This window comes from Sporosarcina jeotgali, assembly GCF_033304595.1.
Taxonomy (GTDB): Bacteria; Bacillota; Bacilli; order Bacillales_A; family Planococcaceae; genus Sporosarcina; species Sporosarcina jeotgali.
On sequence record NZ_CP116341.1, the window covers coordinates 2,499,467 to 2,524,194 of the forward strand.

The 24,728-nt window shown below is 47.4% G+C and carries 16 protein-coding genes, 3 rRNA genes and 2 riboswitches; of the genes, 5 read left to right on the forward strand and 14 right to left on the reverse strand.

Annotated elements, in window-relative coordinates; genetic code table 11:
- The 6 genes from ligA to PGH26_RS12660 all read right to left on the reverse strand — a co-directional run bounded on the left by ligA (nt 1) and on the right by PGH26_RS12660 (nt 8,225).
- Nucleotides 1-2,007 (reverse strand): NAD-dependent DNA ligase LigA, encoded by a 2,007-nt coding sequence (ligA, locus tag PGH26_RS12635; protein ID WP_323693526.1) that lies wholly within the window; start codon nt 2,005-2,007, stop codon nt 1-3.
- Nucleotides 2,008-2,031: 24 nt separating this feature from the next.
- On the reverse strand, nt 2,032-4,257 hold the full coding sequence (pcrA, locus tag PGH26_RS12640; protein ID WP_323691408.1) for a DNA helicase PcrA: 2,226 nt from the start codon (nt 4,255-4,257) through the stop codon (nt 2,032-2,034).
- A 48-nt stretch (nt 4,258-4,305) separates the two neighbouring features.
- Complete coding sequence (pcrB, locus tag PGH26_RS12645; protein ID WP_323691409.1) at nt 4,306-5,004, reverse strand: heptaprenylglyceryl phosphate synthase; 699 nt, start codon at nt 5,002-5,004, stop codon at nt 4,306-4,308.
- Between the two features lie 124 nt (nt 5,005-5,128).
- Nucleotides 5,129-5,443: a YerC/YecD family TrpR-related protein gene (locus PGH26_RS12650; RefSeq protein ID WP_323691410.1), complete on the reverse strand. Its 315-nt coding sequence runs from the start codon at nt 5,441-5,443 to the stop codon at nt 5,129-5,131.
- An 18-nt stretch (nt 5,444-5,461) separates the two neighbouring features.
- Entirely contained in the window at nt 5,462-6,496 is a 1,035-nt protein-coding gene (locus tag PGH26_RS12655; protein WP_323691411.1) for a DUF3048 domain-containing protein, read from the reverse strand.
- Between the two features lie 10 nt (nt 6,497-6,506).
- Complete coding sequence (locus tag PGH26_RS12660; RefSeq protein ID WP_323691412.1) at nt 6,507-8,225, reverse strand: adenine deaminase C-terminal domain-containing protein; 1,719 nt, start codon at nt 8,223-8,225, stop codon at nt 6,507-6,509.
- A gap of 136 nt (nt 8,226-8,361) precedes the next feature.
- Between PGH26_RS12660 and PGH26_RS12665 the strand changes: the two genes are divergently transcribed.
- The 5 genes from PGH26_RS12665 to PGH26_RS12685 all read left to right on the forward strand — a co-directional run bounded on the left by PGH26_RS12665 (nt 8,362) and on the right by PGH26_RS12685 (nt 13,212).
- Nucleotides 8,362-9,054 carry a class I SAM-dependent methyltransferase gene (locus tag PGH26_RS12665; RefSeq protein ID WP_323691413.1) on the forward strand — a complete coding sequence of 231 codons (693 nt, stop codon included), beginning with the start codon at nt 8,362-8,364 and terminating at the stop codon, nt 9,052-9,054.
- A 147-nt stretch (nt 9,055-9,201) separates the two neighbouring features.
- Nucleotides 9,202-9,369: a hypothetical protein gene (locus PGH26_RS12670; protein WP_323691414.1), complete on the forward strand. Its 168-nt coding sequence runs from the start codon at nt 9,202-9,204 to the stop codon at nt 9,367-9,369.
- Nucleotides 9,370-9,641: 272 nt separating this feature from the next.
- The gene (locus PGH26_RS12675) at nt 9,642-11,006 is read left to right on the forward strand and encodes a spore germination protein (RefSeq protein ID WP_323691415.1); all 1,365 of its coding nucleotides are present in this window, start codon (nt 9,642-9,644) and stop codon (nt 11,004-11,006) included.
- Entirely contained in the window at nt 11,003-12,097 is a 1,095-nt protein-coding gene (locus PGH26_RS12680; protein WP_323691416.1) for a GerAB/ArcD/ProY family transporter, read from the forward strand. Before PGH26_RS12675 ends, PGH26_RS12680 begins: the two co-directional genes overlap by 4 nt.
- A complete protein-coding gene (locus PGH26_RS12685; protein WP_323691417.1) occupies nt 12,094-13,212 on the forward strand; it encodes a Ger(x)C family spore germination protein in 1,119 nt (372 codons plus the stop codon). The genes PGH26_RS12680 and PGH26_RS12685 overlap by 4 nt, the downstream gene beginning before the upstream one ends.
- 54 nt (nt 13,213-13,266) lie before the next feature.
- Here the strand turns inward: PGH26_RS12685 and purB are convergent, their stop codons facing one another.
- The 8 genes from purB to guaA form a co-directional block, all read right to left on the reverse strand.
- On the reverse strand, nt 13,267-14,562 hold the full coding sequence (gene purB, locus PGH26_RS12690; protein WP_323691418.1) for an adenylosuccinate lyase: 1,296 nt from the start codon (nt 14,560-14,562) through the stop codon (nt 13,267-13,269).
- Between the two features lie 32 nt (nt 14,563-14,594).
- Nucleotides 14,595-14,789 carry an NETI motif-containing protein gene (locus PGH26_RS12695; RefSeq protein WP_323691419.1) on the reverse strand — a complete coding sequence of 65 codons (195 nt, stop codon included), beginning with the start codon at nt 14,787-14,789 and terminating at the stop codon, nt 14,595-14,597.
- Nucleotides 14,786-15,322 (reverse strand): DUF2179 domain-containing protein, encoded by a 537-nt coding sequence (locus PGH26_RS12700; protein WP_323691420.1) that lies wholly within the window; start codon nt 15,320-15,322, stop codon nt 14,786-14,788. Before PGH26_RS12700 ends, PGH26_RS12695 begins: the two co-directional genes overlap by 4 nt.
- A 532-nt stretch (nt 15,323-15,854) precedes the next feature.
- Nucleotides 15,855-15,970: ribosomal RNA gene (gene rrf, locus PGH26_RS12705) — 5S ribosomal RNA — on the reverse strand.
- Between the two features lie 79 nt (nt 15,971-16,049).
- Nucleotides 16,050-18,981 (reverse strand): 23S ribosomal RNA (locus PGH26_RS12710).
- Nucleotides 18,982-19,274: 293 nt separating this feature from the next.
- Nucleotides 19,275-20,826: ribosomal RNA gene (locus PGH26_RS12715) — 16S ribosomal RNA — on the reverse strand.
- The 16S, 23S and 5S rRNA genes sit together here, the layout of an rRNA operon.
- A gap of 552 nt (nt 20,827-21,378) precedes the next feature.
- Complete coding sequence (locus PGH26_RS12720; protein WP_323693527.1) at nt 21,379-22,713, reverse strand: NCS2 family permease; 1,335 nt, start codon at nt 22,711-22,713, stop codon at nt 21,379-21,381.
- A 109-nt stretch (nt 22,714-22,822) separates the two neighbouring features.
- Nucleotides 22,823-22,924: riboswitch (purine riboswitch) on the reverse strand.
- Complete coding sequence (gene guaA / locus PGH26_RS12725) at nt 22,922-24,460, reverse strand: glutamine-hydrolyzing GMP synthase (protein WP_323691421.1); 1,539 nt, start codon at nt 24,458-24,460, stop codon at nt 22,922-22,924. Its footprint overlaps the riboswitch before it by 3 nt.
- Nucleotides 24,461-24,596: 136 nt before the next feature.
- Nucleotides 24,597-24,698, reverse strand: a riboswitch (purine riboswitch).
- Nucleotides 24,699-24,728: the final 30 nt, after the last annotated feature.

A 24,728-nucleotide genomic window follows, 5' to 3' on the forward strand; every position in this document is an offset into this window, starting at 1 on the left:
TTACTCCTTTACTTCCAGCACGTCAATGAGTTTCGCTTCGTCCCACACATCAATGCCGAGCTCTTCCGCTTTTGCAAGCTTAGATCCTGCGTCTTCCCCAGCAATTACGAGGTCCGTCTTTTTGCTGACACTTCCGCTCACTTCGCCGCCAAGCGCTTCAATTTTCTCTTTCGCTTCGCCCCGTGTCAAGATGGATAATTTCCCTGTTAAGACCACTTTTTTACCTACGAAAGGACCTTCATCCGGAATCTCCTGCTGGGTGCGGCCTTTGTAATCCATGTTGACGCCGTAATCTTTCAATTTCTGAATGACTTCTACTACGTCTTCGTTGGAGAAGTACGTTTCAATGGCATCTGTCACTTTTTCTCCGATTTCGTGAATCGCCAGCAGCTGTTCCGGTTCTGCCGCCATTAATCCATCTAACGAGCCAAACTCACGAGAAAGCAGTGTTGCCGCTTTCTCTCCAACGTGACGGATGCCGAAACCGAACAGCAGTTTCTCCAGCGAATTTTCTTTGGAAGCAGCAATCGCAGCGATAAGATTGGATGCCGACTTCTCCCCCATCCGCTCAAGCTGCAGCAGCTGTTCTTCTGTTAGTCCGTATAAATCCGAAAAGTCTTTGACAAGTTCCGCTGTATACAATTGGTCGACGACGCGCTCGCCTATCCCTTCGATGTTCATCGCATTACGCGAGACAAAGTGAATGAGCGCTTCTTTCAACTGGGCAGGACATTGCGGATTCACGCATCTGAGTGCGACTTCCCCTTCAATGCGCACGAGTTCCGAATCACAGACCGGACAATTTTCCGGCATGTCAAACGGCTCTTCATCCCCCGTCCGTTTGTCAACGAGCGGTCCGATGACTTCCGGAATGATGTCACCCGCTTTTCGAATCGTCACGTAATCTCCAATGCGGACATCCTTTTCATGGATTAAATCTTCGTTATGAAGTGACGCGCGTCCAACTGTCGTTCCTGCGACGCGAACCGGATCCAATATTGCAGTCGGTGTCACTGTTCCTGTACGGCCGACACTCAGCTCAATGTCGAGCAGTTTCGTTACAACTTCTTCCGCGGGAAACTTGTAAGCCGTTGCCCAGCGGGGGCTTTTCGCTGTATATCCCAGCTGTTCCTGATCTTCGAAACTGTCGACTTTAATGACAATGCCGTCAATCTCATAATCTAAATCGGAACGCTTCGCTCCCCAGCTGTTGACGTATTCAATCACGTCTTCGATCGACTTGCACCGTTTGCGTTCATGGTTTGTCACAAGGTCAAGCTTGTCGAGATAGTCGAGTGCTTCTGAGTGTGTTGCCTGACCGTATGCTTCACCGTCACCGCCAATTCCGTATAGGAACACAGCAAGATTCCGGCTCCCCGCAATTTTCGGATCGAGCTGGCGCAGTGAACCCGCTGCCGCATTCCGCGGATTCGCAAATGGTTCATCGCCCGCTTCGTCACGTGCTTCGTTCAAACGGACAAATGACTTTTTCGGCATGTAGGCTTCGCCACGCACTTCGATCTTGATGGCTTCACTCAGTTTCAGCGGGATGGAACGGATCGTTTTCAAGTTCGCGGTAATGTCTTCTCCAACAGTTCCGTCACCGCGAGTAGATCCTTGGACAAATCGACCGTTTTCATATTTCAATGAAACCGCAAGTCCATCAATTTTCAGTTCACATATATAAGACACTTTTTCGCCGACCGCTTCTTTCACGCGACGGTCAAATTCACGAATGTCTTCTTCGTTAAACACATTGGACAAGCTGAGCATCGGATAATCGTGCTCCACTTTTGTAAATCCTTCCAGCACGGTTCCCCCCACTCGCTGAGTCGGGGAATCCGGGTAGATTAAATCAGGGTTGTCTGCTTCAATCGCGAGCAGTTCCTGCATCAGTTTGTCGTACTCCGCGTCTGTAGCAACCGGTTTGTCGAGCACATAGTACGCTCGTCCATACTCGGTGAGCAGCTGATTTAATTCTTGCACACGCTTTTCAAGCTCATTAATATTGCTCACATTGCGTTCCTCCTCTTACACTTTTTCTATCGGTGCAAATTTCGCAAGCAATCGTTTAATGCCGACTTCCGGGAAGGCGATGTCGAGTTCAACGTCGTCCGCTGAACCTTTGACGCTGACAACCGTGCCTGTACCCCACTTTTTGTGCGCGGCTTTGTCGCCCGCTGACCATCCTAGCTTTTCCCCGCCTGTTGTTTTGTAGACAGGCTTTTTCACAGCCGCACGTTTTGGTTCATCATTGCGTGATCCGCCGATTGAGAAACCGCCAGAAGCGTTCTCTGTTTCGATGACTTCATCAGAAATCTCGTTAATAAATCGAGATGGATTGTTGTAACTGAATTTGCCGTACAGCATTCGGCTTGAAGCAGAAGACATGAACAACTTCTGCTCTGCACGTGTAATGGCTACATACGCAAGACGCCGTTCTTCTTCCATTTCCTCTTCGTTTCCAATCGAACGGGCATGCGGGAAAATATTTTCTTCCATACCAATTACAAAAACGACTGGGAACTCCAGACCTTTTGCAGAGTGTGTCGTCATTAAGACGATTTTTTCTGTCGATTGGTTCTCTTCTTTATCGAGAGAGTCGATATCTGCGATGAGTGCCAGATCCGTCAAAAACGCGACGAGTGATTTGTCGCCTTCATCTTCTTCTGCCCTTTTTTCAAATGCTTCTGTAACCGATAAAAACTCGTCGATGTTCTCTAAACGACTTTCCGATTCAATCGTTTTTTCGCGTTCGAGCATCGCGCGGTATCCGGTTTTATCCAACACTTGCTCCGTCAGTTCTTTGACAGACAAAAACTCCTGCATCTGGGTAAAGTTTTGGATCAAATCGCGGAACTTCGCTGATTCCACTGCTGCTTTTTTCGTCAGACCCATGAAGTCCAGCTCTTGCATCGCATCGAAAATGGACCGGTCGTTTTCAATCGCAAATCTGGCCATCCGTTCAAACGATGTGGCTCCAATGCTGCGCTTCGGTTCGTTAATGATCCGCGCAAGTGCAAGGTCATCTTCGTTATTCGCAATGAGCCGCAAGTATGCGAGCAAGTCTTTGATTTCTTTGCGATCATAGAACTTCGTGCCGCCGACAATCGTATATTCCAGATTCGACTTCACTAAGTATTCCTCAATCATCCGTGATTGCGCGTTCGTCCGGTAAAGAACCGCGAACTGGTCGAGTGAAAACCCCTGTTCCTGCTGCAGCTCAATGATTTTACGGACAACGTATTGCGACTCATCTTTCTCATCGGTCGCTTTATAAACGGTGATGAAATCCCCTTCATCATTATCTGTCCGCAGCCGTTTGTCATAGCGGCTTTCATTATTTTTTATGACATCGTTGGCTGCTTGTAAAATGTTTTGGGTCGAGCGATAGTTCTGTTCGAGTAAAATGACTTCTGCGTCTTTATAGTCTTTTTCAAACGACAGAATGTTGCCGATATCGGCGCCGCGCCACTTGTAGATGGACTGATCGGAATCACCGACGACACAAATATTGCGGAACTTCTCCGCAAGCATTTGTACCAGGCGGTATTGGGCATGGTTTGTATCCTGGTATTCATCGACATGAATGTACTGGAACTTGTCTTGATAAAACTCAAGCACATCTGGAACTTGCTCGAATAACCGCAGTGTCAGCATAATGAGATCGTCAAAATCGAGTGATTGGTTCTTCCGCAGTTTCTTTGTATAGCCATCAAAGACATCTGCGATGACACGGTCGTACGGGTTCGATTCGTTCACACCTGCCCGATATTCTTTTGCATCGATGCATTCGTTTTTTGCAGAACTGATAATGTTAAGCAATGTCCGCGGGTCGTATTGTTTTGGGTCTAGGTTTTGTTCTTTCAGGACTGATTTAATAGCAGATAACTGATCTGAGGAGTCCAAAATGGAGAATGTCTTGGAAAAGCCGATTCGGTCAATGTTGCGACGCAAAATCCGCACGCACATCGAGTGGAAGGTCGAGACCCACATGCGGTCGCCTGAACCTTCACCGAGTAATCCATCGATTCGATTACGCATTTCCCGACTCGCTTTGTTTGTAAAAGTGATGGCAAGAATCTTAGATGGATACACGTTTTTCTCAATGACGAGATACGCAATTCGATGCGTCAATACTCGTGTTTTCCCAGATCCCGCTCCCGCCATAATGAGCAAAGGACCTTCTGTTTTCTTCACCGCTTTCGCCTGTTCAGGGTTCATGCCCGTCAATAAATCTTGTGCGAGTTCTTTCATAATTTATAACCGCCTTTTAGGAACGTTTGTTCTTCATTATACACGAAATCACTTGGGACTGGTAACCGCTTTTACCGCGTCCACCGTTTCGAGTGCTTTCTTCAAATCATCATAGATAACATTGCCGATCACAACTGTATGGGCAATTGATGCCATTTCCGCGGCTTGTGCTGCAGTACGAATTCCTCCGCCATAAACGAGCCGGGTTTCATCCAGCACGGATGCTGCCGCACTGACAAGTTTAGGATCTCCATAGGTTCCGCTATACTCCAAGTAAAAAATCGGCAGTTTAAATAAATGCTCCGCCATCCGGGCGTATCCGACGACATCTTCCTTCGTTGGCACTTCTGTTGCCCCTGTCAGCTGGGCAGCTTTGCACTCCGGGTTCATGATGCAGTAGCCTTCTGTTGCGACTTCTTCCCATTTCATCATATGACCGAATTCTTTCAGCGCATCTAAATGGATGCCGTTCATCCACTTCACGTCAGTTGAATTTAAGACAGTCGGAATGAAGTAATAGTCAAAGCCGAATGTGACAGCATCCACGTCTGATACTTCCAGAGCCAGTGGCACTGCGTAACGCCGCAAGCGTGCGAGCAGATCGAGTACCCCTTCAAGCGTGATATTGTCAGTTCCCCCGATGATCATTCCATCTGTTCCCGATTCTGCGAGCTGCTCGAGCGCCTCGTCTGAAATGTCTTTTGCGGGATCTAATTTAAAGGCATGACGCCAAGTTCGATAGTCCATTTTCAGTCACCTGCATTTTCGTATTTATGTGTATTCATTATAGCAAAAAACACGTGCCGATTCTCGTTGGCGCCTATGACAAATGAAAAAACCGGTCAGCCAGTAGCTGTTCCCGGTTTTTTGGTTAGTTTTCTTCAGTTGTTTTTTCAGATTGCTCATTCATACGGTCGACAATTAAGTTATAGCCGCCTGATCCGTAATCGACACAACGCCGAATTCTTGAAATGGTAGCCGTACTCGCACCCGTCTCGTTCTGAATTTTGTCATACGTATGCTTCTTTTTCAACATGACTGCTACGTCCAGACGCTGTGCCAGGGATTGAACCTCTCCGATTGTGCACAAATCATCGAAGAACGCATAGCATTCATCCAAATCTTTTAACTCTAATATCGCGCGAAACAGCTGATCGGTCTGTTCGTCTTTTATTTTTTCCAGCATTAGAAACAGCCTCCGTCCTTAAGGGGTATAGGTCGTTGTATTGCCAATCGATTGTTCCCGAACGATATGGACCCACGTCTGACCAGGTACTAATTTTGCAGGTACCCCGTTCTGTACAGGTGTAATCACGCCATCAATCTGTTTCCACTCAAGTGTCAGCGCGACGCCATTCTGAAACAAAATCGCAGGACCGCCTTTTGTTAAATCCAGCGATTGTCTTCCTTCAGCATCTATGGTTGTATAAGGGGCTTCCATAACTAAAATATTTGCAGGAGTTACTTTTTTGTCGTCCGCCTTGTCTGTTGTAATGATTCCATTCACGGTACGCTCGTACGTTTTAGTTTCAGGGTCAAATGTATACGTGCTCGTGAAATTGGGATCCGGATGACCGACGACAATTGCAGTTGCAATCTCTCCTAGTTTAGCACTATCCGCATCAGGATGGAACGAAAGCGGCGGGACTTCTCGGAGCTCCGTGTCAATTGATAGGTCGTCCATTGCATCTTCGATATGCTCTTTTGAAATATAAGAGTTATGCGGCGCTTTCCGTTCTTTCGAGCGGATGAAATACGAGCCATCGTACTGCATGCCATTGATGTTGTCGACAACTCCCTCATTCAGCAATGCGTGAGCATCCGGACTATAGCCATGCGCGATATAGAACGCATCCAGTCCATCCGCAATTTCGATGAAATAATCACGGGCACTGCGAATCGGACCGATTTCTTCAGGAAGCTGGCTCTGATAAAGTGCAAGGAGCCGGGTAATATTCCCTTCAGCGAACACCTCATAGACAATATCCGCCTGGCTTAACCCCGACTGCGGACGTGCCAGCGGATGATTATTAACCGTCGCAAGAATTGGCCGCATATCCCCGGATTCCACTGCCATTCCAGAAAATGGAGCACTCGGTTGTGCGACAGTTTCTACTGTTTCGCTTGTTTCACCTGCTTCAACTTCAGTTGCGGGCTGCTCTTCTTGATCTTTTGAACAGCCGACGAGCATTATTTGTCCAACGAGTAAAGCGGTGAAAAGTACTTTCGATGCGTTCATAGCGGCTCTCCTATCGTTCTGTCATTGGTATTAAAACCTTGTTTCTCATTACATCTGCAACGCCTAGCTGCGTAACACGAACATATGGCAGATGGGTGGATTGAAGAAAGAGCAAGCTGTAAACTGCGTCTCCTTTTTCGTATCCTCTGTCGCTTAACGCCTGCTTGAATTCACGCTCTTGTTCACGAAGAACCTCAATAGGCTGATCGGATAGACTGCCGCCTATTGAAAGAGGCAGCTCGCATAGGACCTTTTCATCTTCAGCTAGAACGATTCCTCCGCCTATTTCTTTTAATTGGCGGAATGCTCGAAGCATTTCGTTCTTGTCCTTCCCGATTAAAATAATGTCTCCGGTATTGGAATACGAAGATGCAAGTCCTTGAACGGAGCGTGCGAACCCTTTAATGACAGCAGTCACCCGCCATTTTCCATTCCGGTCAATGAGCGCCAGAAACGATTCATCGTGAGCGTCTTCCAATTTCTCAGCGGACAGATCGACGGTAGTCTCGTATGGCTTCGTGATGACATCATTCAGCATATCGATGCCGATTGGTTCCGTTGCCGTTAAGTCTTCCTGGGTAAGCTCAAAATCTGGAGCGAAATTCAGGAAAACGGACCAATCCGCTTTGTTGAATTCCATACGTGCTTGTCCATCCCGCTTCAGCCAGACCCCTTTCGATAGCACGTCAGTCGGGTTCGGTTCCCGGATGTCGGATAAAAAGTTCAGTGTCGCAAAACGTCCAGGTGCTATTACACTATGTAAGTCATCGATATCATAGTACCTCGCGATATTATAGGATGCCATTTGGTAGGCATCAATCGGGTCTACGCCTGCTTCGAGTGCGATTCGGATGCATTTATCCATCACACCGTCCTCGTGAAACAGCGGCGGAGATCCATCTGTCGTCATCATAAGATGATCAAACACATTCAGTTCTTTTTCAAGAATGCCTTCAAGCAGCGGTTTTAAGTCCGGTCGAATAGATGATTCACGAAGTGTTACCGCGTAGCCTTGCAGCAAGCGTGCTTCCGCTTCATCTGCTGTCATCGATTCGTGGTCGCCGTTCACACCAAGCAGTCGCATCCGTGCAAGCGTGCGCTCGGACGCCCCCGGGAAATGTCCTTCAACTTTTTTCCCTAGTTGTTTCGCTTTTTGGAGCGATTCCGTCATGACAGGGTCGCCTTTTAGCAGGCGCGGCCATCCTGTTAACTCGCCACCCATAAGGACATCGTCGCGCTTAAGCCATTCCTCAACTTTTTCAGGCGCAAACACTTCCGCTTCGTTTTGCAAATTCGTCTGCGAATCCATACGCGCCCACCAGTAAAAGGAAAATGGCAATTCTTTCAATTCGTCAAGCAGCGTGAATGCTTGCTCCTGGCTGATGGACATCAGCAGCATTAAGTTATCTGCTAAAAAAGTTGTGGTCCCGTGCTGAGCCGCGAATTGCGCAAACGTTTCCGGGTTATACAGCTGAAACGGGTGTACGTGCGGTTCTATGTATCCTGGGACAATCCATTTGCCTGCTGCATCGATGAGTTCAGCGCCTTCAGTCAGCGGCGGCATGCGTTCACCAGTATAAAGAATGCGCCCTTGTTTAATCCAAATCGTACCGGTTTTCCATTGCTTTAAAATTGAATGTAAGTACGTGGCATTCGTGATGATTAAATCCGGCGCTTCTTTCCCGTCAATGACGGCAATCTGTGAAGCGATTTCTTCCGCGTTCCACATTAAGATCGTCTCCTTTATCGTCCTTTGCTACATTTATCCTACCATAGCTTGGAAAGTGTGAATAGATAGTGAATGAAGGAACTGCGGGGCTTCATAGCGAAAATGTAGAGCACTGAACTTTAGGGGAGTGATTTCATTGACAGAACGATTAACTTTCGATGCAGATACGGCAACCGAATACGATAGAGGCATTCGCAGAACACTGCCGACGTATGACGGACTCGTCCGGCTCGCGAATACGGCTCTTCGGATGCATACGAAAGAGAACGCTGAAGTTCTAGTGGTTGGCGCTGGCGGCGGCAATGAATTACTGGAGTTTGCCGAGAGCAATTCGGCTTGGTCATTTACAGCGGCGGATCCATCCGAACCAATGCTGAAAGAAGCGCGCGATAAAGTCCAGGGTCGATTTGGAACCGGGCGTGTGACCTATGTCGCGGGGAGTGCTGCGGATATACGTGCAGAGAACTTATATGACGCAGCATCGTGTTTGCTTGTATTGCATTTTATTGAGAGTGATGCGGCGAAATTGGAATTATTGCAGGAGATTCGGTTGAGGATGAAGCCCGGTGCACCTTTCGTAATCGCTTCTATGACAGGGGATCGGAATGATCCGTCATTCGATCAATTATTCGGATTGTGGCGGCAGAGTTGGATTGACCGATCTTCACTGTCCGAAGCTCAAGTGCTGGAAATGGAACAGACAGTTCGCGCGCTGTCATTCGTATCGCCTGGTGCGATTGAGGAATTGTTGCGCGAAGCCGGGTTCGGAAGGATTACTCGATTTTTCCAAACAACCTTTTTTAGTGCGTGGATGTGTATCGCAGAATGAGTCAGGATAGCGTCAGAAGAAAGTTACTCACGTCAATAAAACCATCTGGAAATCCCTTGCCCATTCGCGGACTGGGGAAATTTCCAGATGGTTTTTCTTTGTTATGATATAGGCGGTCAAAGCGGATCGAGCGCTGTGGAGTGATCGATGAATATGAACGAATCGTACCGGCTTCCGACACGGGAAGGAACAAAATTCCCACTTCTTCAGCTCCTTGACCGCTTCCTCGTTCTTCGCAACGAAGGCATTCATGGCGAAATTCAGATGCTCTTCATGATGCCGGTCGTACCTCTCCTGATTGCATTGGATCGATGAAAGCAGTGTCAATACTTCAGTGAAATACGCACTTGAAAGGGCGAAATGGTCGGGCAGCCGGTTATACGGTTCAAAACAGGATGCGGTTTATTGTTCCAGGGAATTCATGATGTTTTTTGCGTTTCAGAAGTTGTATCCAGCTTCCATAAGCAGAATATGTGGTTTATGAACTTTTTAATTTAGGTTTCCATCCATTCCCAGTCAGGAATAGATTCCCTGCTTTCTGGTTAAGCTGTGTACAGCATAAGCATGAAAGAACAGGAGGGATGGCAATGACAGACGGGAACGATACACAGGGAATGCCGGTTTTCATGAAAACATTGACTGAGGCACTGCCCTCTTCTTTCGATGTCCTGCACGTCCCGCTCGCAATTGAGGAAGCCAAAGCCCACCTGCTCTACATAAAAACAGTGGCCAACGGAGAGGTGCTTCAGCAAACGGTCATCAAACCCTTCTTCGAACTGGCCGATTCGAAAAAGTTCACAGCCTATATCAAAGGGCTGCCGAACCGTATTGACCTCCCTTCAACCGATGATGTCTTGACCATGCTCACTTCCGGATTCGTCCTGGTCTACGTAGAGGAAACATTCAACCTTCTCGAAATCCGCAGGCTCGGCAACACAATGCAAGGGCAGACCATCGCGGAAACAACCATACACGGACCTCAGCTGGCCTTAAGTGAAGACTTGGAAACGAATGTCAACATCATTAGGCAACACTACCATCAGCCCAGTCTTTTCGTCGAAAGCCAGCAGTTGAACGACAAGAGCAAAATGACAATCGCGATTATGTACGATGAAAAAGAAGTGAATATCGATGTATTGCGCCGCGTTAAGGAAAAGCTGGGTTCTCTGGATGAACCCCTTATTCAATCCGCAGGGGATTTAGCGGTCCGGCTGACAAGCCGTAAATTTTCGTTGTTTCCGATGTCGATCATAACCGAACGGCCGGACCGCATCGTCTATAACTTGACGGGCGGAAAAATCATTCTGCTCGTCGACAATACTCCTTTCGCCATCGTTCTGCCCGTAGTTTTTTTCGACTTCATGGTTTCCATGGAAGAAAACTATCATACTTATGCCGTTTCGGTGTACAACACGTTACTGGGCTGGGCCGGCCTGATGATGTGTCTGCTGCTGCCCGGATTATACGTGGCATTCACAGCCTATTCACCTGAAATCTTGCGCACTGAGCTGACCTTGTCGATTGCGGGCAGCCGGATCGGGGTTCCCTATCCTTCTTACATAGAAGCGATCATCATGCTGATTTTTGTGGAACTCTTAACCGAAGCCAGTGTCCGGCTACCGAGATCCATCAACGCCGCTGCCACTACGGTGGGGGGGCTGATTCTCGGTACGGCAGCAACAGAGGCAGCATTGGCATCCAATATCCTCATCATGGTAATTGCCATCGTTGCAATTTCCACGTTTGTCATCCCGATGATCGAGTTGGGGTCTGTCGTCCGGATCTGCCGGCTGCTTCTCATCTTTTTCACGACTTTCTTCGGTCTCATCGGACTGATTTCCGGCATGCTTCTGATTATTCTCCATCTGACGAATCTTGACAGCTTCGGTCAGCCTTATCTCCGGATTGGCTGGAGAAGCAAACGCAGTGAAAAGAAGGTGAGCAGTGAATGAGCCGTTTCCTGTACTATATGATCATCATAAATATGCTCGCCATCATCACGACACCTGTTCCGCGTCTTCTGTTGCTGCATTCGAACGATGGTGCCCTTACCGCCATCCTTCTCGGTGCTATCGCCGGGGTCCTTTTCACCTACATGACCGTAGCTTTCTTCATCCAGTTCCCTGGGCAGGACCTGATTGACTTATTGACGAAGCATACGTCCCATTGGGTCCGCATCCCTGTCACCATCTACTTAGCGGTCATCTGGTTCATCGCCGGGACGGTTACGCTGGTCATGACGGTGTTTTTACTGATTACATTCTTAACACCGCTCATGTCCATTTACATTATTACGTTGTCCATATTGGTCACCGTTTTCTTCGGTGTCCTCCTGAAGACGAAAAGTGTACTTTTCACGACGGAAATCATTTTCATTCTCATGCTGCCGATCGCCCTGCTGATGTTTTTCAAGCTATTCACAAGCAAGCAACTGGATTTTGATCAAGTCCGCCTGGCAGTTATGCACATCAATACGCTGCCGGACTACACATCATTCACGGCAAGCATGTTTCTGTTCATGGGATGCGCGAACCTGATTGTATACAACAAATACTTTAAAGAAAAACAGTACATTTCCAAGAGTTCCGTGGTTGTGATCAGTGCTGTCGGCATATTTATGCTGATCAATTCTTATTTCATACCTATCGGGTTTTCGGGGTTCGACCAAATCGATCAGCTCTTGTTCCCTTGGGCTTCGTCCGCTGATTCTGTCCGCATGAAATATGGTTTTGTGGAACGCGTCGTTTTCATCTTCATGTTCTTGTTCGTTACAATTGCATTCCTGAGCATCATCATCCATTGGCATGTCGCATATAGGCTGGTTTCGAGCCTTCTCAGGCTGAAAGTTTTACAATTCAAGCAACAGAACTTTACTCCTTTTCTGATTGTCACTATCTTCTGTGCACTCGGTCTTTGGATTACTGTCCAGCTAACGCAACACCAGCTATACCTCTATTCCATGTACTACTACAATACGCTCCCGATTTTTATCATTATCCTCTTTTTGACAATGCGGGCCATCAAGAAAGGAGCAGCCTCATGAAGAATGGAAGAAAAGGAGCCCTTCTGTTTTTAGCTGCGGTGCTTCTGTTCGTCCCCTTCCTGTCAGGCTGTGCATACAAAGGGGTCGATAAACGATCGTTTGTGGTAGGTATCGGGGTGGACCCGGGGGATGAGGATCCGGATAAATTCAAAGTGACTCTGAAAATCGCGAAACCCATAGCTTCTTTGAAATCGGTCACTAAAAACGAATATGCATTCATTACACATGAAAGCGACTCTGTAGCGGAAGCCATCCGTTATCTCGATACGAAAGCCGACAAAGTCCTGGACTTCAGTCAGACAAAGATTCTCGCATTGAACCCTGATCTCCTGTCCGGAGATCTGTTCCATTTGATGGATTATTTCGTTCGCCGCGGGGACGTCCAACCTCTCTTATATGTGATTGTTGCAAAACCAAACGCGGAAGAAGTGCTGAAAGTCCAGCCGACACTCGAATCTGCAGGCGAGAACTCGCTTTATAATTATTTTGACGGAACAGGAACCGAAAGTCCATTCGTCACGACCACGTTTCTGTTCGAATTCCGGAGGGATTATGATACGAAAGGTTTAAGCACCGTGCTTCCCATCGTTAAGAAGGATGGGGGCGGCACTGAATTAGAAGTGAATCATGCCCTTGTCCTGAAAAATAAACATGAACCTGTGGAGCTCAACCTCCTGGAGACCAAGTTATATAACTCACTGAAAAAAAATTCTGCCGGATATGGATATCAGATTGACAACGCCGGGTACAAATTCACCCTCACCATGGACCGAATCTCGATGAAAATCAAAATACAGGAGAAAGGTGTCCAAAAACCGCGTGCAGTCGTGAAGATAAAAGCGATAGGATCCGTCAATGAATCGAACAAGCTACTGTCCTTGAAAAAGTTGGGGACGTACGATAGAATCATCGAAGAAGAACTGTCCAAACAAGTGAAGACTCTCTTCAAGGACATGCAGGAGAAAAATATGGATCCCTTCGGTTTCGGTTTGAAATACCGGGCTTCTCGTTTGCACAATGAGCATGTGCTCGATGATTGGAAAGCGATTTACCCTGAATTGGAATTTGACGTGAAGGTTAAAATGGAATTGAAGTCCGTGGGTGCACTCCAATAAAAAAAAAAGTGGATTGGCTTTCGCCAGTCCACTTTTTCTATAAATTTCACCTCATCAGTTAAGTCCAATACGCTCAAAAATCAGATCGATCTTTTGCAGATGATAATTGTAGTCGAAGCACTCATCAATCTGTTCATCATTTAAATGGTCAGTAATCGTCTGATCCCCTTTAACAAGCTCTTTAAACGAACGCTGCTCGTCCCATGACTGAGCAGTCAAAGGCTGTACGATATCATAAGCGGCCTCGCGTGACATCCCTTGATCAATCAAAGACAACAGTACACGCTGCGAATAGATCAGGCCGTGCGTACGATCCATATTACGCTTCATATTCTCAGGATAAACCGTTAAGTTCTTCAAGATGTTGCCGAAACGATTAAACATGTAATTCAGCGTAATTGTCGCATCTGGGAAAATCACCCGCTCAGCAGAAGAATGGGAAATATCCCGCTCATGCCATAACGGTACGTTTTCATAAGCAGTCAACATATACCCGCGCATTAAGCGTGAGAGGCCTGCCATATTTTCAGAACCAATGGGATTACGCTTGTGAGGCATTGCAGAAGATCCTTTTTGGCCTTTCGCAAAGAACTCCTCAACTTCCCGAGTTTCAGACTTCTGAAGTCCGCGAACTTCGACCGCAAACTTTTCAATCGAAGTCGCAATCAATGCTAAAGTTGATAGGTATTGTGCATGGCGATCACGCTGCAGGGTCTGTGTAGAAACAGGTGCTGGCGTCAATCCCAACTTCTTACATACATACTGCTCGACAAACGGATCTACGTTTGCATACGTTCCCACAGCCCCAGAAATCTTACCTGCTTGGACAGAAGCAGCTGCTGCGTCAAATCTTTCTAAGTTTCGTTTCATCTCTTCATGCCACAATGCCAGCTTCAGTCCGAATGTTGTCGGCTCGGCATGGACACCATGCGTACGTCCCATCATGACCGTATATTTATGAGCTTTTGCTTTTTCAGCAAGAATATCGATGAATCTCACGAGATCCGCCCGTAAAATTTGGTTGGCTTGAAGCAATAAATATGAAAGTGCAGTATCTACAACATCCGTGGAAGTAAGTCCGTAATGAACCCACTTTCGCTCGTCCCCTAGCGTTTCAGAAACAGCACGTGTAAACGCGACAACGTCATGGCGTGTTTCTTTCTCAATTTCAAGGATCCGATCTACAGAAAAGCCTGCGTTCTGACGGATTTTCTCCACGTCTTCTTTTGGAACATCCCCAAGCTCAGCCCAAGCTTCACTTGCTAGAATTTCAACTTCCAGCCACGCATTGTATTTATTTTCATCCGTCCAAATCGCTCCCATTTCCGGGCGTGTATAACGTTCAATCATCGTCTAATTCCTCCTTGGATCCCTCGACTTAATCATTCACTATCCGTCAGAACACCCTTCAATTGGATGATCTGACGGATCGGCACATATTTGCCATCCTGCTCTTCAAATAATGGTTCTTCCCGCCGGCCTGCAGGCATGTAGCCTTCCGCTTTCATCCGGTCGAGACAATCTGAAATCGTCTCATGTTCTTCAACTTGAAACCACACTGTTTTTCGTTGACTCACTTAAATAACTTCCCTCTTTTAACAGACTTGACCAAAAATCCACCTCGTATTGTTTTAGGCTCATAGGAGATGATGAAAGCTTTAGGATCAAGCTCAGCAATCAAAGTATACAATTTCAGTTCATACTTACGCGGGGTCAAAATCTGCATCGCAGAACGATTCCCCCCTAGTCCATGGGCTGCCCAATCCGTTACACCATAACCTTTAGTGCGTAACGTCGATGCCAGTTCTTTATTAAGCTCATCTGTAATGACGTTAACGGTGATAAAGCCAAGTGCCATTTTCTCTTCAATTTTAGTCCCTACAACTACTCCTGATCCGAAACCGAGTGCATAGGCAACTAAGTTCTGTATCTGGTCAAGACTGTCTAATACTAAGCCCAGTCCAACTACGTAGACGACCACTTCAATCATACTAACGAGGGCTGCAAAATAGCGATATCCTTTTAACGTTAAAATCATACGCATGGTAGAAAAAGTTACATAAACAATATTAATTACAAAGATAATTAAAACCATTACCCAAGGATTCATGTGGCACCCCTCCATTCTACATGATTCATGGTACAGGGGAAACGTTGTGATTACAAGTGAATTCACCGTCTGCTGGTGAATCTATTGCCCAGCAGGCAGCTGGTCGGATTGGTTCTCCTGAAAAACGTCCTTTGTCAGGTGATTGGATTATGAATTGCGATTGGTGATCATAAGTCCGGGGATTCGCTCATAAGTCGTGATAAGTGATCATAACTCCAACATTCCGCTCTTAAATCACGGAATGTGATCATAAGTCCGAGGATTCTGCTCTTAAATCCTGCAATGTGATCATAAACGACTGGCTTCCGCTCATAACCCTACAATTATGATCAAAACCACGAAAATCCGCTCATAAACATCAAAACTCCATGAGAGAATTCTCAATCCAACACAACACATCAACGCCCTAAGTTTCACCCACTAATATTACCTACAAACAAAATACCGTCCAATCTATGTGTTCAGCAATCAACAAATGCTGCATGCAAAAAAGCGAGCCAAGGAATGAATTCCTCGACTCGCTTTATGAATTGCCCGGCAACGTCCTACTCTCACAGGGGGAAGCCCCCTACTACCATCGGCGCTGAAGAACTTAACTTCCGTGTTCGGTATGGGAACGGGTGTGACCTCTTCGCCATCATTACCAGACAACTTGAGCTTGTTCACTCAAAACTGGATAAAACCAACATTGAAACTCAAAACAATCACGCGATGCTTTAACTTATATTTGGGAAAGTCCTCGATCTATTAGTATCTGTCAGCTCCACATGTCGCCATGCTTCCACACCAGACCTATCCACCTCATCATCTTTGAGGGATCTTACTTACTTGCGTAATGGGAAATCTCATCTCGAGGGGGGCTTCATGCTTAGATGCTTTCAGCATTTATCCCGTCCACACATAGCTACCCAGCGATGCCTTTGGCAAGACAACTGGTACACCAGAGGTGTGTCCATCCCGGTCCTCTCGTACTAAGGACAGCTCCTCTCAAATTTCCTGCGCCCGCGACGGATAGGGACCGAACTGTCTCACGACGTTCTGAACCCAGCTCGCGTACCGCTTTAATGGGCGAACAGCCCAACCCTTGGGACCGACTACAGCCCCAGGATGCGATGAGCCGACATCGAGGTGCCAAACCTCCCCGTCGATGTGGACTCTTGGGGGAGATAAGCCTGTTATCCCCGGGGTAGCTTTTATCCGTTGAGCGATGGCCCTTCCATGCGGAACCACCGGATCACTAAGCCCGTCTTTCGACCCTGCTCGACTTGTAGGTCTCGCAGTCAAGCTCCCTTATGCCTTTGCACTCTACGAATGATGTCCAACCATTCTGAGGGAACCTTTGGGCGCCTCCGTTACTCTTTAGGAGGCGACCGCCCCAGTCAAACTGTCCGCCTGACACTGTCTCCTGCCCGGATCACGGGCAAGGGTTAGAAGTCCAATACAGCCAGGGTAGTATCCCACCATTGCCTCCTCCGAAGCTAGCGCTCCGGTCTCTCAGGCTCCTACCTATCCTGTACAGGCTGCACCGGAATTCAATATCAGGCTACAGTAAAGCTCCACGGGGTCTTTCCGTCCTGTCGCGGGTAATGCGCATCTTCACGCATATTATAATTTCACCGAGTCTCTCGTTGAGACAGTGCCCAGATCGTTACGCCTTTCGTGCGGGTCGGAACTTACCCGACAAGGAATTTCGCTACCTTAGGACCGTTATAGTTACGGCCGCCGTTTACTGGGGCTTCAATTCGAAGCTTCGCTTGCGCTAACCTCTCCTCTTAACCTTCCAGCACCGGGCAGGCGTCAGCCCCTATACGTCACCTTACGGTTTTGCAGAGACCTGTGTTTTTGCTAAACAGTCGCCTGGGCCTATTCACTGCGGCTCTCTCGGGCTATATACCCTACCAGAGCACCCCTTCTCCCGAAGTTACGGGGTCATTTTGCCGAGTTCCTTAACGAGAGTTCTCTCGATCACCTTAGGATTCTCTCCTCGCCTACCTGTGTTGGTTTGCGGTACGGGTACCTCCCACCTCGTTAGAGGCTTTTCTTGGCAGTGTGAAATCAGGGACTCCAGGGTATACACCCCTTGCCATCACAGCTCAATGTTAGAGAAACGGGATTTGCCTCGTTTCACACCTCACTGCTTAGACGCGCATGACCAACAGCGCGCTCACCCTATCCTTCTGCGTCACCCCATCACTCAAACGGTGGGGAGGTAGTACAGGAATATCAACCTGTTGTCCATCGTCTACGCCTATCGGCCTCGACTTAGGTCCCGACTGACCCTGAGTGGACGAGCCTTCCTCAGGAAACCTTGGGCATTCGGTGGAAGGGATTCTCACCCTTCTTTCGCTACTCATACCGGCATTCTCACTTCCAAGCGCTCCACCAGTCCTTCCGGTCCAGCTTCAACGCCCTTGGAACGCTCTCCTACCACTGACACCAAAGGTGTCAATCCGCAGTTTCGGTGATTCGTTTAGCCCCGATACATTTTCGGCGCAGCGCCACTCGACCAGTGAGCTATTACGCACTCTTTAAATGATGGCTGCTTCTAAGCCAACATCCTGGTTGTCTGGGCAGCGCCACATCCTTTTCCACTTAACGAATACTTTGGGACCTTAACTGGCGGTCTGGGCTGTTTCCCTCTCGACTATGGACCTTATCACCCATAGTCTGACTCCCAAACATAAATCATCGGCATTCGGAGTTTGTCTGAATTCGGTAACCCGGGATGGGCCCCTAGTCCAAACAGTGCTCTACCTCCGAGATTCTAACGTTTGAGGCTAGCCCTAAAGCTATTTCGGAGAGAACCAGCTATCTCCAGGTTCGATTGGAATTTCACCGCTACCCACACCTCATCCCCGCACTTTTCAACGTACGTGGGTTCGGGCCTCCAGTAAGTGTTACCTTACCTTCACCCTGGACATGGGTAGATCACCTGGTTTCGGGTCTACGACCCCATACTCATTCGCCCTATTCAGACTCGCTTTCGCTGCGGCTCCGCATTCTCTGCTTAACCTCGCATGGAATCGTAACTCGCCGGTTCATTCTACAAAAGGCACGCCATCACCCATTAACGGGCTCTGACAACTTGTAGGCACACGGTTTCAGGATCTATTTCACTCCCCTTCCGGGGTGCTTTTCACCTTTCCCTCACGGTACTGGTTCACTATCGGTCACTAGGGAGTATTTAGCCTTGGGAGATGGTCCTCCCGGATTCCGACGGAATTTCACGTGTTCCGCCGTACTCAGGATCCACTCTGGAGAGGATGAATTTTCGGTTACGGGGCTTTTACCCACTCTGGCGGACCTTTCCAGGTCGCTTCGCCTAACTCATCCTTTTGTAACTCCGTATAGAGTGTCCTACAACCCCAGGAAGCAAGCTTCCTGGTTTGGGCTTTTCCCGTTTCGCTCGCCGCTACTCAGGGAATCGATTTTTCTTTCTCTTCCTCCGGATACTTAGATGTTTCAGTTCTCCGGGTCTGCCTCGTATTTGCTATGTATTCACAAATACGTACCATCCTATTAAAGATGGTGGGTTTCCCCATTCGGAAATCTTCGGATCACAGCTTACTTACAGCTCCCCGAAGCATATCGGTGTTAGTGCCGTCCTTCTTAGGCTCCTAGTGCCAAGGCATCCGCCGTGCGCCCTTTCTAACTTAACCAAAAAGTTAACGTTCTTCTTTCAATCAGCGATGATTGAGAAGAAAGAACAAAAGAATCGCTGTTCGGCTCACAAAAATCGCGTCCGACTCGGTTGATTGTCTTGATTTGTTGCTTCAATGTTGTTTTATCCAGTTTTCAATGAACAAGTTTGAAGATATTTAGCACGCAATAAAAAACGCAACTATATAAACCTTCAAAACTGAACGCAAAATGTCAACGTAAGAACCAAAGGTTCTTTTCCGAATGTGCAGCTTCATCATCACGAGGATGTTCCACTGACATATATCCTTAGAAAGGAGGTGATCCAGCCGCACCTTCCGATACGGCTACCTTGTTACGACTTCACCCCAATCATCTGTCCCACCTTCGGCGGCTAGCTCCCCTAAGGGTTACCCCACCGACTTCGGGTGTTACAAACTCTCGTGGTGTGACGGGCGGTGTGTACAAGACCCGGGAACGTATTCACCGTGGCATGCTGATCCACGATTACTAGCGATTCCGGCTTCATGCAGGCGAGTTGCAGCCTACAATCCGAACTGGGAACGGTTTTCTGGGATTAGCTCCCCCTCGCGGGTTTGCAGCCCTCTGTACCGTCCATTGTAGCACGTGTGTAGCCCAGGTCATAAGGGGCATGATGATTTGACGTCATCCCCACCTTCCTCCGGTTTGTCACCGGCAGTCACCTTAGAGTGCCCAACTGAATGATGGCAACTAAGATTAAGGGTTGCGCTCGTTGCGGGACTTAACCCAACATCTCACGACACGAGCTGACGACAACCATGCACCACCTGTCACCACTGTCCCCGAAGGGAAAAACATGTCTCCATGCCGGTCAGTGGGATGTCAAGACCTGGTAAGGTTCTTCGCGTTGCTTCGAATTAAACCACATGCTCCACCGCTTGTGCGGGTCCCCGTCAATTCCTTTGAGTTTCAGCCTTGCGGCCGTACTCCCCAGGCGGAGTGCTTAATGCGTTAGCTGCAGCACTAAGGGGCGGAAACCCCCTAACACTTAGCACTCATCGTTTACGGCGTGGACTACCAGGGTATCTAATCCTGTTTGCTCCCCACGCTTTCGCGCCTCAGCGTCAGTTACAGACCAGAAAGCCGCCTTCGCCACTGGTGTTCCTCCACATCTCTACGCATTTCACCGCTACACGTGGAATTCCGCTTTCCTCTTCTGTACTCAAGTCCCCCAGTTTCCAATGACCCTCCACGGTTGAGCCGTGGGCTTTCACATCAGACTTAAAGGACCGCCTGCGCGCGCTTTACGCCCAATAATTCCGGACAACGCTTGCCACCTACGTATTACCGCGGCTGCTGGCACGTAGTTAGCCGTGGCTTTCTGACGAGGTACCGTCAAGGTACGGGCAGTTACTCCCGTACGTGTTCTTCCCTCGCAACAGAGCTTTACGATCCGAAAACCTTCTTCACTCACGCGGCATTGCTCCATCAGACTTTCGTCCATTGTGGAAGATTCCCTACTGCTGCCTCCCGTAGGAGTCTGGGCCGTGTCTCAGTCCCAGTGTGGCCGATCACCCTCTCAGGTCGGCTACGCATCGTTGCCTTGGTAGGCCATTACCCCACCAACTAGCTAATGCGCCGCGGGCCCATCCTGCAGTGACAGCCGAAACCGTCTTTCAGAGTTCCATCATGCGAAGGAACTGATTATTCGGTATTAGCCCCGGTTTCCCGGAGTTATCCCCATCTGCAGGGCAGGTTGCCCACGTGTTACTCACCCGTCCGCCGCTAATCAAAAGGAGCAAGCTCCAATTGATTCGCTCGACTTGCATGTATTAGGCATGCCGCCAGCGTTCGTCCTGAGCCAGGATCAAACTCTCCATAAGTTCTGAGCGGCGATGCAAGGCACATCACGTCGTCAGCTTCACTCTCTCAGTCGGTCACGTACCTGAGTACGCTCCCTTCCTCGATCGTTCGCTTCCTAGCGCTGCACCTTACCTCACCACTCAGACAATCACTCATCAAATGAATGAATTGTAGCAGAGAATTGATTGCTCAATTCGTACTGGCATCATTTAAGATGTCTATCAGATCGATTAAGATCTGTTGTGTTTGTTCCACCGGTAAAACCGGCTTCCCAAACGATAATTCGTTGACATTTCGCTGTTCAGTTTTCAAGGTTCATGGTGTCTGAAGCGTTTCAGTAAGTCTCGCTCCCGACTGCTTTATTACTATACCAAGCACGTCAATATAAGTCAACACATTTCGTCAATTAAATTACTAATCATTACTTTAACCCGCATACACGACATAAAACCTTAATTATCACATCTCCCTCCGCGCCTGTGGTTTCAAGGTTCATCACCCCTAATACTATCTATAAAGCAAAAGCAGCTGGCTTCCCTTGAAAGGAAAGCCAACTGCTTCAGAAGTCCAAGTTATTCAATGAAGATGAAGTACAGGATGAATAGCACCATCAAGATATACATAATAGGATGAATCTCTTTACGGCGTCCGCTGAGCAGCATCGTAATCGGATAGAAAATGAATCCAATCGCGATTCCTGTTGCGATACTATACGTCAACGGCATCGCGATGACAGTGAAGAATGCTGGAACTGCCATTTCGAAACGTGTCCACTCGATATTGCCCAAGTTCGAAACCATCAGTACTCCGACGATGATCAATGCAGGAGCAGTTACTTCCGGTGTAATAACAAACAATAATGGAGAGAAGAATAATGCTAGTAAGAACAAGAGTCCTGTAATAACAGAAGCAAATCCTGTTTTCGCACCAGCTGCAACGCCAGCTGTTGATTCAATGTAAGAAGTTGTTGTTGAAGTACCGAAGACCGCACCAGTAACAGTCGCCATGGAATCTGCTAATAATGCTTTACCTGCGCGCGGCAGCTTTCCTTCTTTCATCAAACCCGCCTGAGTTGCAACTGCCACAAGTGTTCCGGCTGTATCAAAGAAGTCTACGAACAAGAATGTAATGATGATGACAAGAAATTGTGTTGTAAACAACTCGCCTGGATTATTGAAGATTGCTTCAAATGCCGCACCAAAAGTCGGCGCCACACTTGGGACACTTGAAACGACTTTGTCCGGAACGTCAATAAGACTTACTAACATTCCCGCTACAGTCGTCAAGATCATTCCGTAGAAGATGGCTCCTTTAATTCCTCGGGTCATCATAATTACTGTAATTACTAATCCAAAGATCGCAAGTAAAACTGGCCCTTGTGATAAATCACCTAAAGCGACTAGCGTATTTGGATCTCCTACGATAATATTTGCGTTTTGCAGTCCCAGGAATGTGATGAACAAACCGATTCCCGCACCTACTGCATACTTGAGCTGCGCTGGGATTGCGTTAATAATCATTTCACGCAGTCCAGTTAATGAAAGAACAATAAAAATAAGTCCTGAGAATAAAACACCTGTTAAAGCGGTTTGCCAAGGGATTCCGTATCCAAGTACGACAGAGAATGCAAAGAATGCATTCAGTCCCATGCCTGGTGCTAACCCGATTGGATATCGTGCGATGAGTCCCATAAATAACGAACCGACTGCTGCCGCAAGCGCTGTAGCAACGAATACTGCACCTTTATTCATTCGCATTGCATCCGGAATATCCGGTACCCCGTCAAGAGATAAAACAAGCGGGTTTACAGCTAATATGTACGCCATTGCGAGGAATGTAGTTACTCCCCCAATGATTTCCCTGCGATAATTTGTACCTAGCTTTTCAAACTCGAAATACTTTTTCATCATCAACCGTCCTCATCATGTTTTGGATTTAAAAAGAGCATGCGACAATTTTTGTCGCATGCTCCTCCAAACTCTTCTAAATGGGGGACCCCTCTTGCACAATCTTTGCAAGAAGCGTTCCATTCATCGTAGTCAAAGCATTTACGGTGCTCTGGTAGAGACTTTTGGGCCTTATTCCCAAGGATATACGACAATCAGTTATTCTGTTTTATTCCCACTCGATTGTGCCTGGTGGTTTTGCAGTAATATCATAAACAACGCGGTTTACATGATCCACTTCTGCTGTAATACGTGAACTGATTTTCTCCAAAACATCCCAAGGGATACGAGCCCAGTCAGCACTCATACCGTCTGAAGAATGAACTGCACGAAGACCGATTGCGTGATCATACGAACGCTTGCCGTCTCTCACACCAACACTCTTGATGCCAGGAAGAATTGCAAAGTACTGCCAAATTGAACGGTCAAGACCAGCTAAAGCAATTTCTTCACGAAGGATATAATCCGCATCGCGTACAATGTTCAACTTCTCTTCCGTCACTTCACCAAGTACACGAACACCTAGACCTGGTCCAGGGAACGGCTGACGATTGTAGATATCTTCAGGCAATCCAAGCTCTTTACCGACATTACGTACTTCGTCTTTGAACAATGCTTTCAATGGCTCGATCAATTCAAAGTCCATATCTTCCGGTAATCCGCCAACGTTGTGGTGAGATTTGATGACTTCCGCAGTTGCTGTACCACTTTCGATGATATCCGCATAAATTGTACCTTGTGCAAGGAAATCAATGCCTTTTAGCTTCGCTGATTCTTCATCGAATACACGAATGAATTCGTTACCGATGATTTTACGTTTTTCCTCTGGATTTGTAACTCCTGCCAGCTTGTCCAAGAAACGTTTTGCAGCATCCACTTTGATGAAGTTCATATGGAATTTCGTGCTGAATGTATCGACAACACTTTCTACTTCACCTTTACGCAGCAAACCGTGATCCACAAAGATACATGTCAGCTGATCACCGATTGCACGGTGAATAAGTGTTGCAACCACTGAAGAATCGACACCGCCGCTAAGTGCACACAAAACTTTGCGTTCGCCGACTTGTTCACGGATTTTTTGTACTTCTGCTTCAATGAAGCTTTCCATTGTCCATTCGCCTGTCGGATTGCAGATTGTGCGAAGGAACGTGCGAAGAATCGTTTCTCCATTTTCTGTGCTGTCGACTTCTGGATGGAACTGAACGCCGTATAGTCCTTTATCAGCGTTTTCGATTGCTGCGATATGTCCATGCTCGTCTTTTACAGTTGCAGTGAAGCCTTCAGGAAGTTCTGTAATTTTTTCAGTACCGCCAATATGCGCTGCAAAAGATCCGCTGATTTCTGCAAATAATTTAGAAGATCCTTCAGCAGTTAGTGTAGACGCTGCACCATGTGCTTCCATAGATGCTGTCTTACCGCCAAATTGCTGTGTCATGATTTCTAAGCTTGAGCCAAGTCCAAGAACAGGGAGTCCTAATGTAAAGATTTCAGGATCAATATTTGCGTCCATTTTCGTATCTCCACCAGATAAGACAATGCCAGCTGCGTGCATGTTACGAATTTCTTCCGCTGTTACTGTGTGCGGATAAAGCTCGCTGTATACGCCTAAATCCCGGATAACTCGTGTAATTAGCTGGTTGTACGTGCTGCCTAAATCCAAAACTACGATTTTCTCTTGTTCTGACAATAATGGAGCTGCTGACATGAAATCCACCTCTTCTTCGTTTTATTTCAAGTATACCCTGTAAACAGAGAAAGACGCGTAAGAAAGTAAACTCTTTCTGCGCGTCTCCTGTTTCTATCGATATCTATGAAATAACGAAAACAGACCACGGATTTCCCGCAGCTGCATTCGCTATCATAGACAGGTCATTTGCGGTGACCAGGTAGAAACATCCGAACCCTATTATCGGACCTATATGAGAGCATTCAAGTATTTATATTCCTGGACTCATCTTACTGCGGCCTGAAGA

What these genes read in the sequence shown, in the direction of transcription:
- PGH26_RS12685 (WP_323691417.1), top strand. Translation starts at nt 12,094, where the DNA reads ATGAAGAATGGAAGAAAAGGAGCCCTTCTGTTTTTAGCTGCGGTGCTT.
- PGH26_RS12675 (WP_323691415.1), top strand. Translation starts at nt 9,642, where the DNA reads ATGACAGACGGGAACGATACACAGGGAATGCCGGTTTTCATGAAAACA.
- PGH26_RS12660 (WP_323691412.1), bottom strand. Translation starts at nt 8,225, where the DNA reads ATGTGGAACGCGGAAGAAATCGCTTCACAGATTGCCGTCATTGACGGG.
- PGH26_RS12720 (WP_323693527.1), bottom strand. Translation starts at nt 22,713, where the DNA reads ATGAAAAAGTATTTCGAGTTTGAAAAGCTAGGTACAAATTATCGCAGG.
- PGH26_RS12650 (WP_323691410.1), bottom strand. Translation starts at nt 5,443, where the DNA reads ATGCTGGAAAAAATAAAAGACGAACAGACCGATCAGCTGTTTCGCGCG.
- PGH26_RS12655 (WP_323691411.1), bottom strand. Translation starts at nt 6,496, where the DNA reads ATGAACGCATCGAAAGTACTTTTCACCGCTTTACTCGTTGGACAAATA.
- purB (WP_323691418.1), bottom strand. Translation starts at nt 14,562, where the DNA reads ATGATTGAACGTTATACACGCCCGGAAATGGGAGCGATTTGGACGGAT.
- PGH26_RS12680 (WP_323691416.1), top strand. Translation starts at nt 11,003, where the DNA reads ATGAGCCGTTTCCTGTACTATATGATCATCATAAATATGCTCGCCATC.
- PGH26_RS12670 (WP_323691414.1), top strand. Translation starts at nt 9,202, where the DNA reads ATGAATATGAACGAATCGTACCGGCTTCCGACACGGGAAGGAACAAAA.
- pcrA (WP_323691408.1), bottom strand. Translation starts at nt 4,257, where the DNA reads ATGAAAGAACTCGCACAAGATTTATTGACGGGCATGAACCCTGAACAG.
- guaA (WP_323691421.1), bottom strand. Translation starts at nt 24,460, where the DNA reads ATGTCAGCAGCTCCATTATTGTCAGAACAAGAGAAAATCGTAGTTTTG.
- pcrB (WP_323691409.1), bottom strand. Translation starts at nt 5,004, where the DNA reads ATGGACTATCGAACTTGGCGTCATGCCTTTAAATTAGATCCCGCAAAA.
- PGH26_RS12700 (WP_323691420.1), bottom strand. Translation starts at nt 15,322, where the DNA reads ATGAATCCTTGGGTAATGGTTTTAATTATCTTTGTAATTAATATTGTT.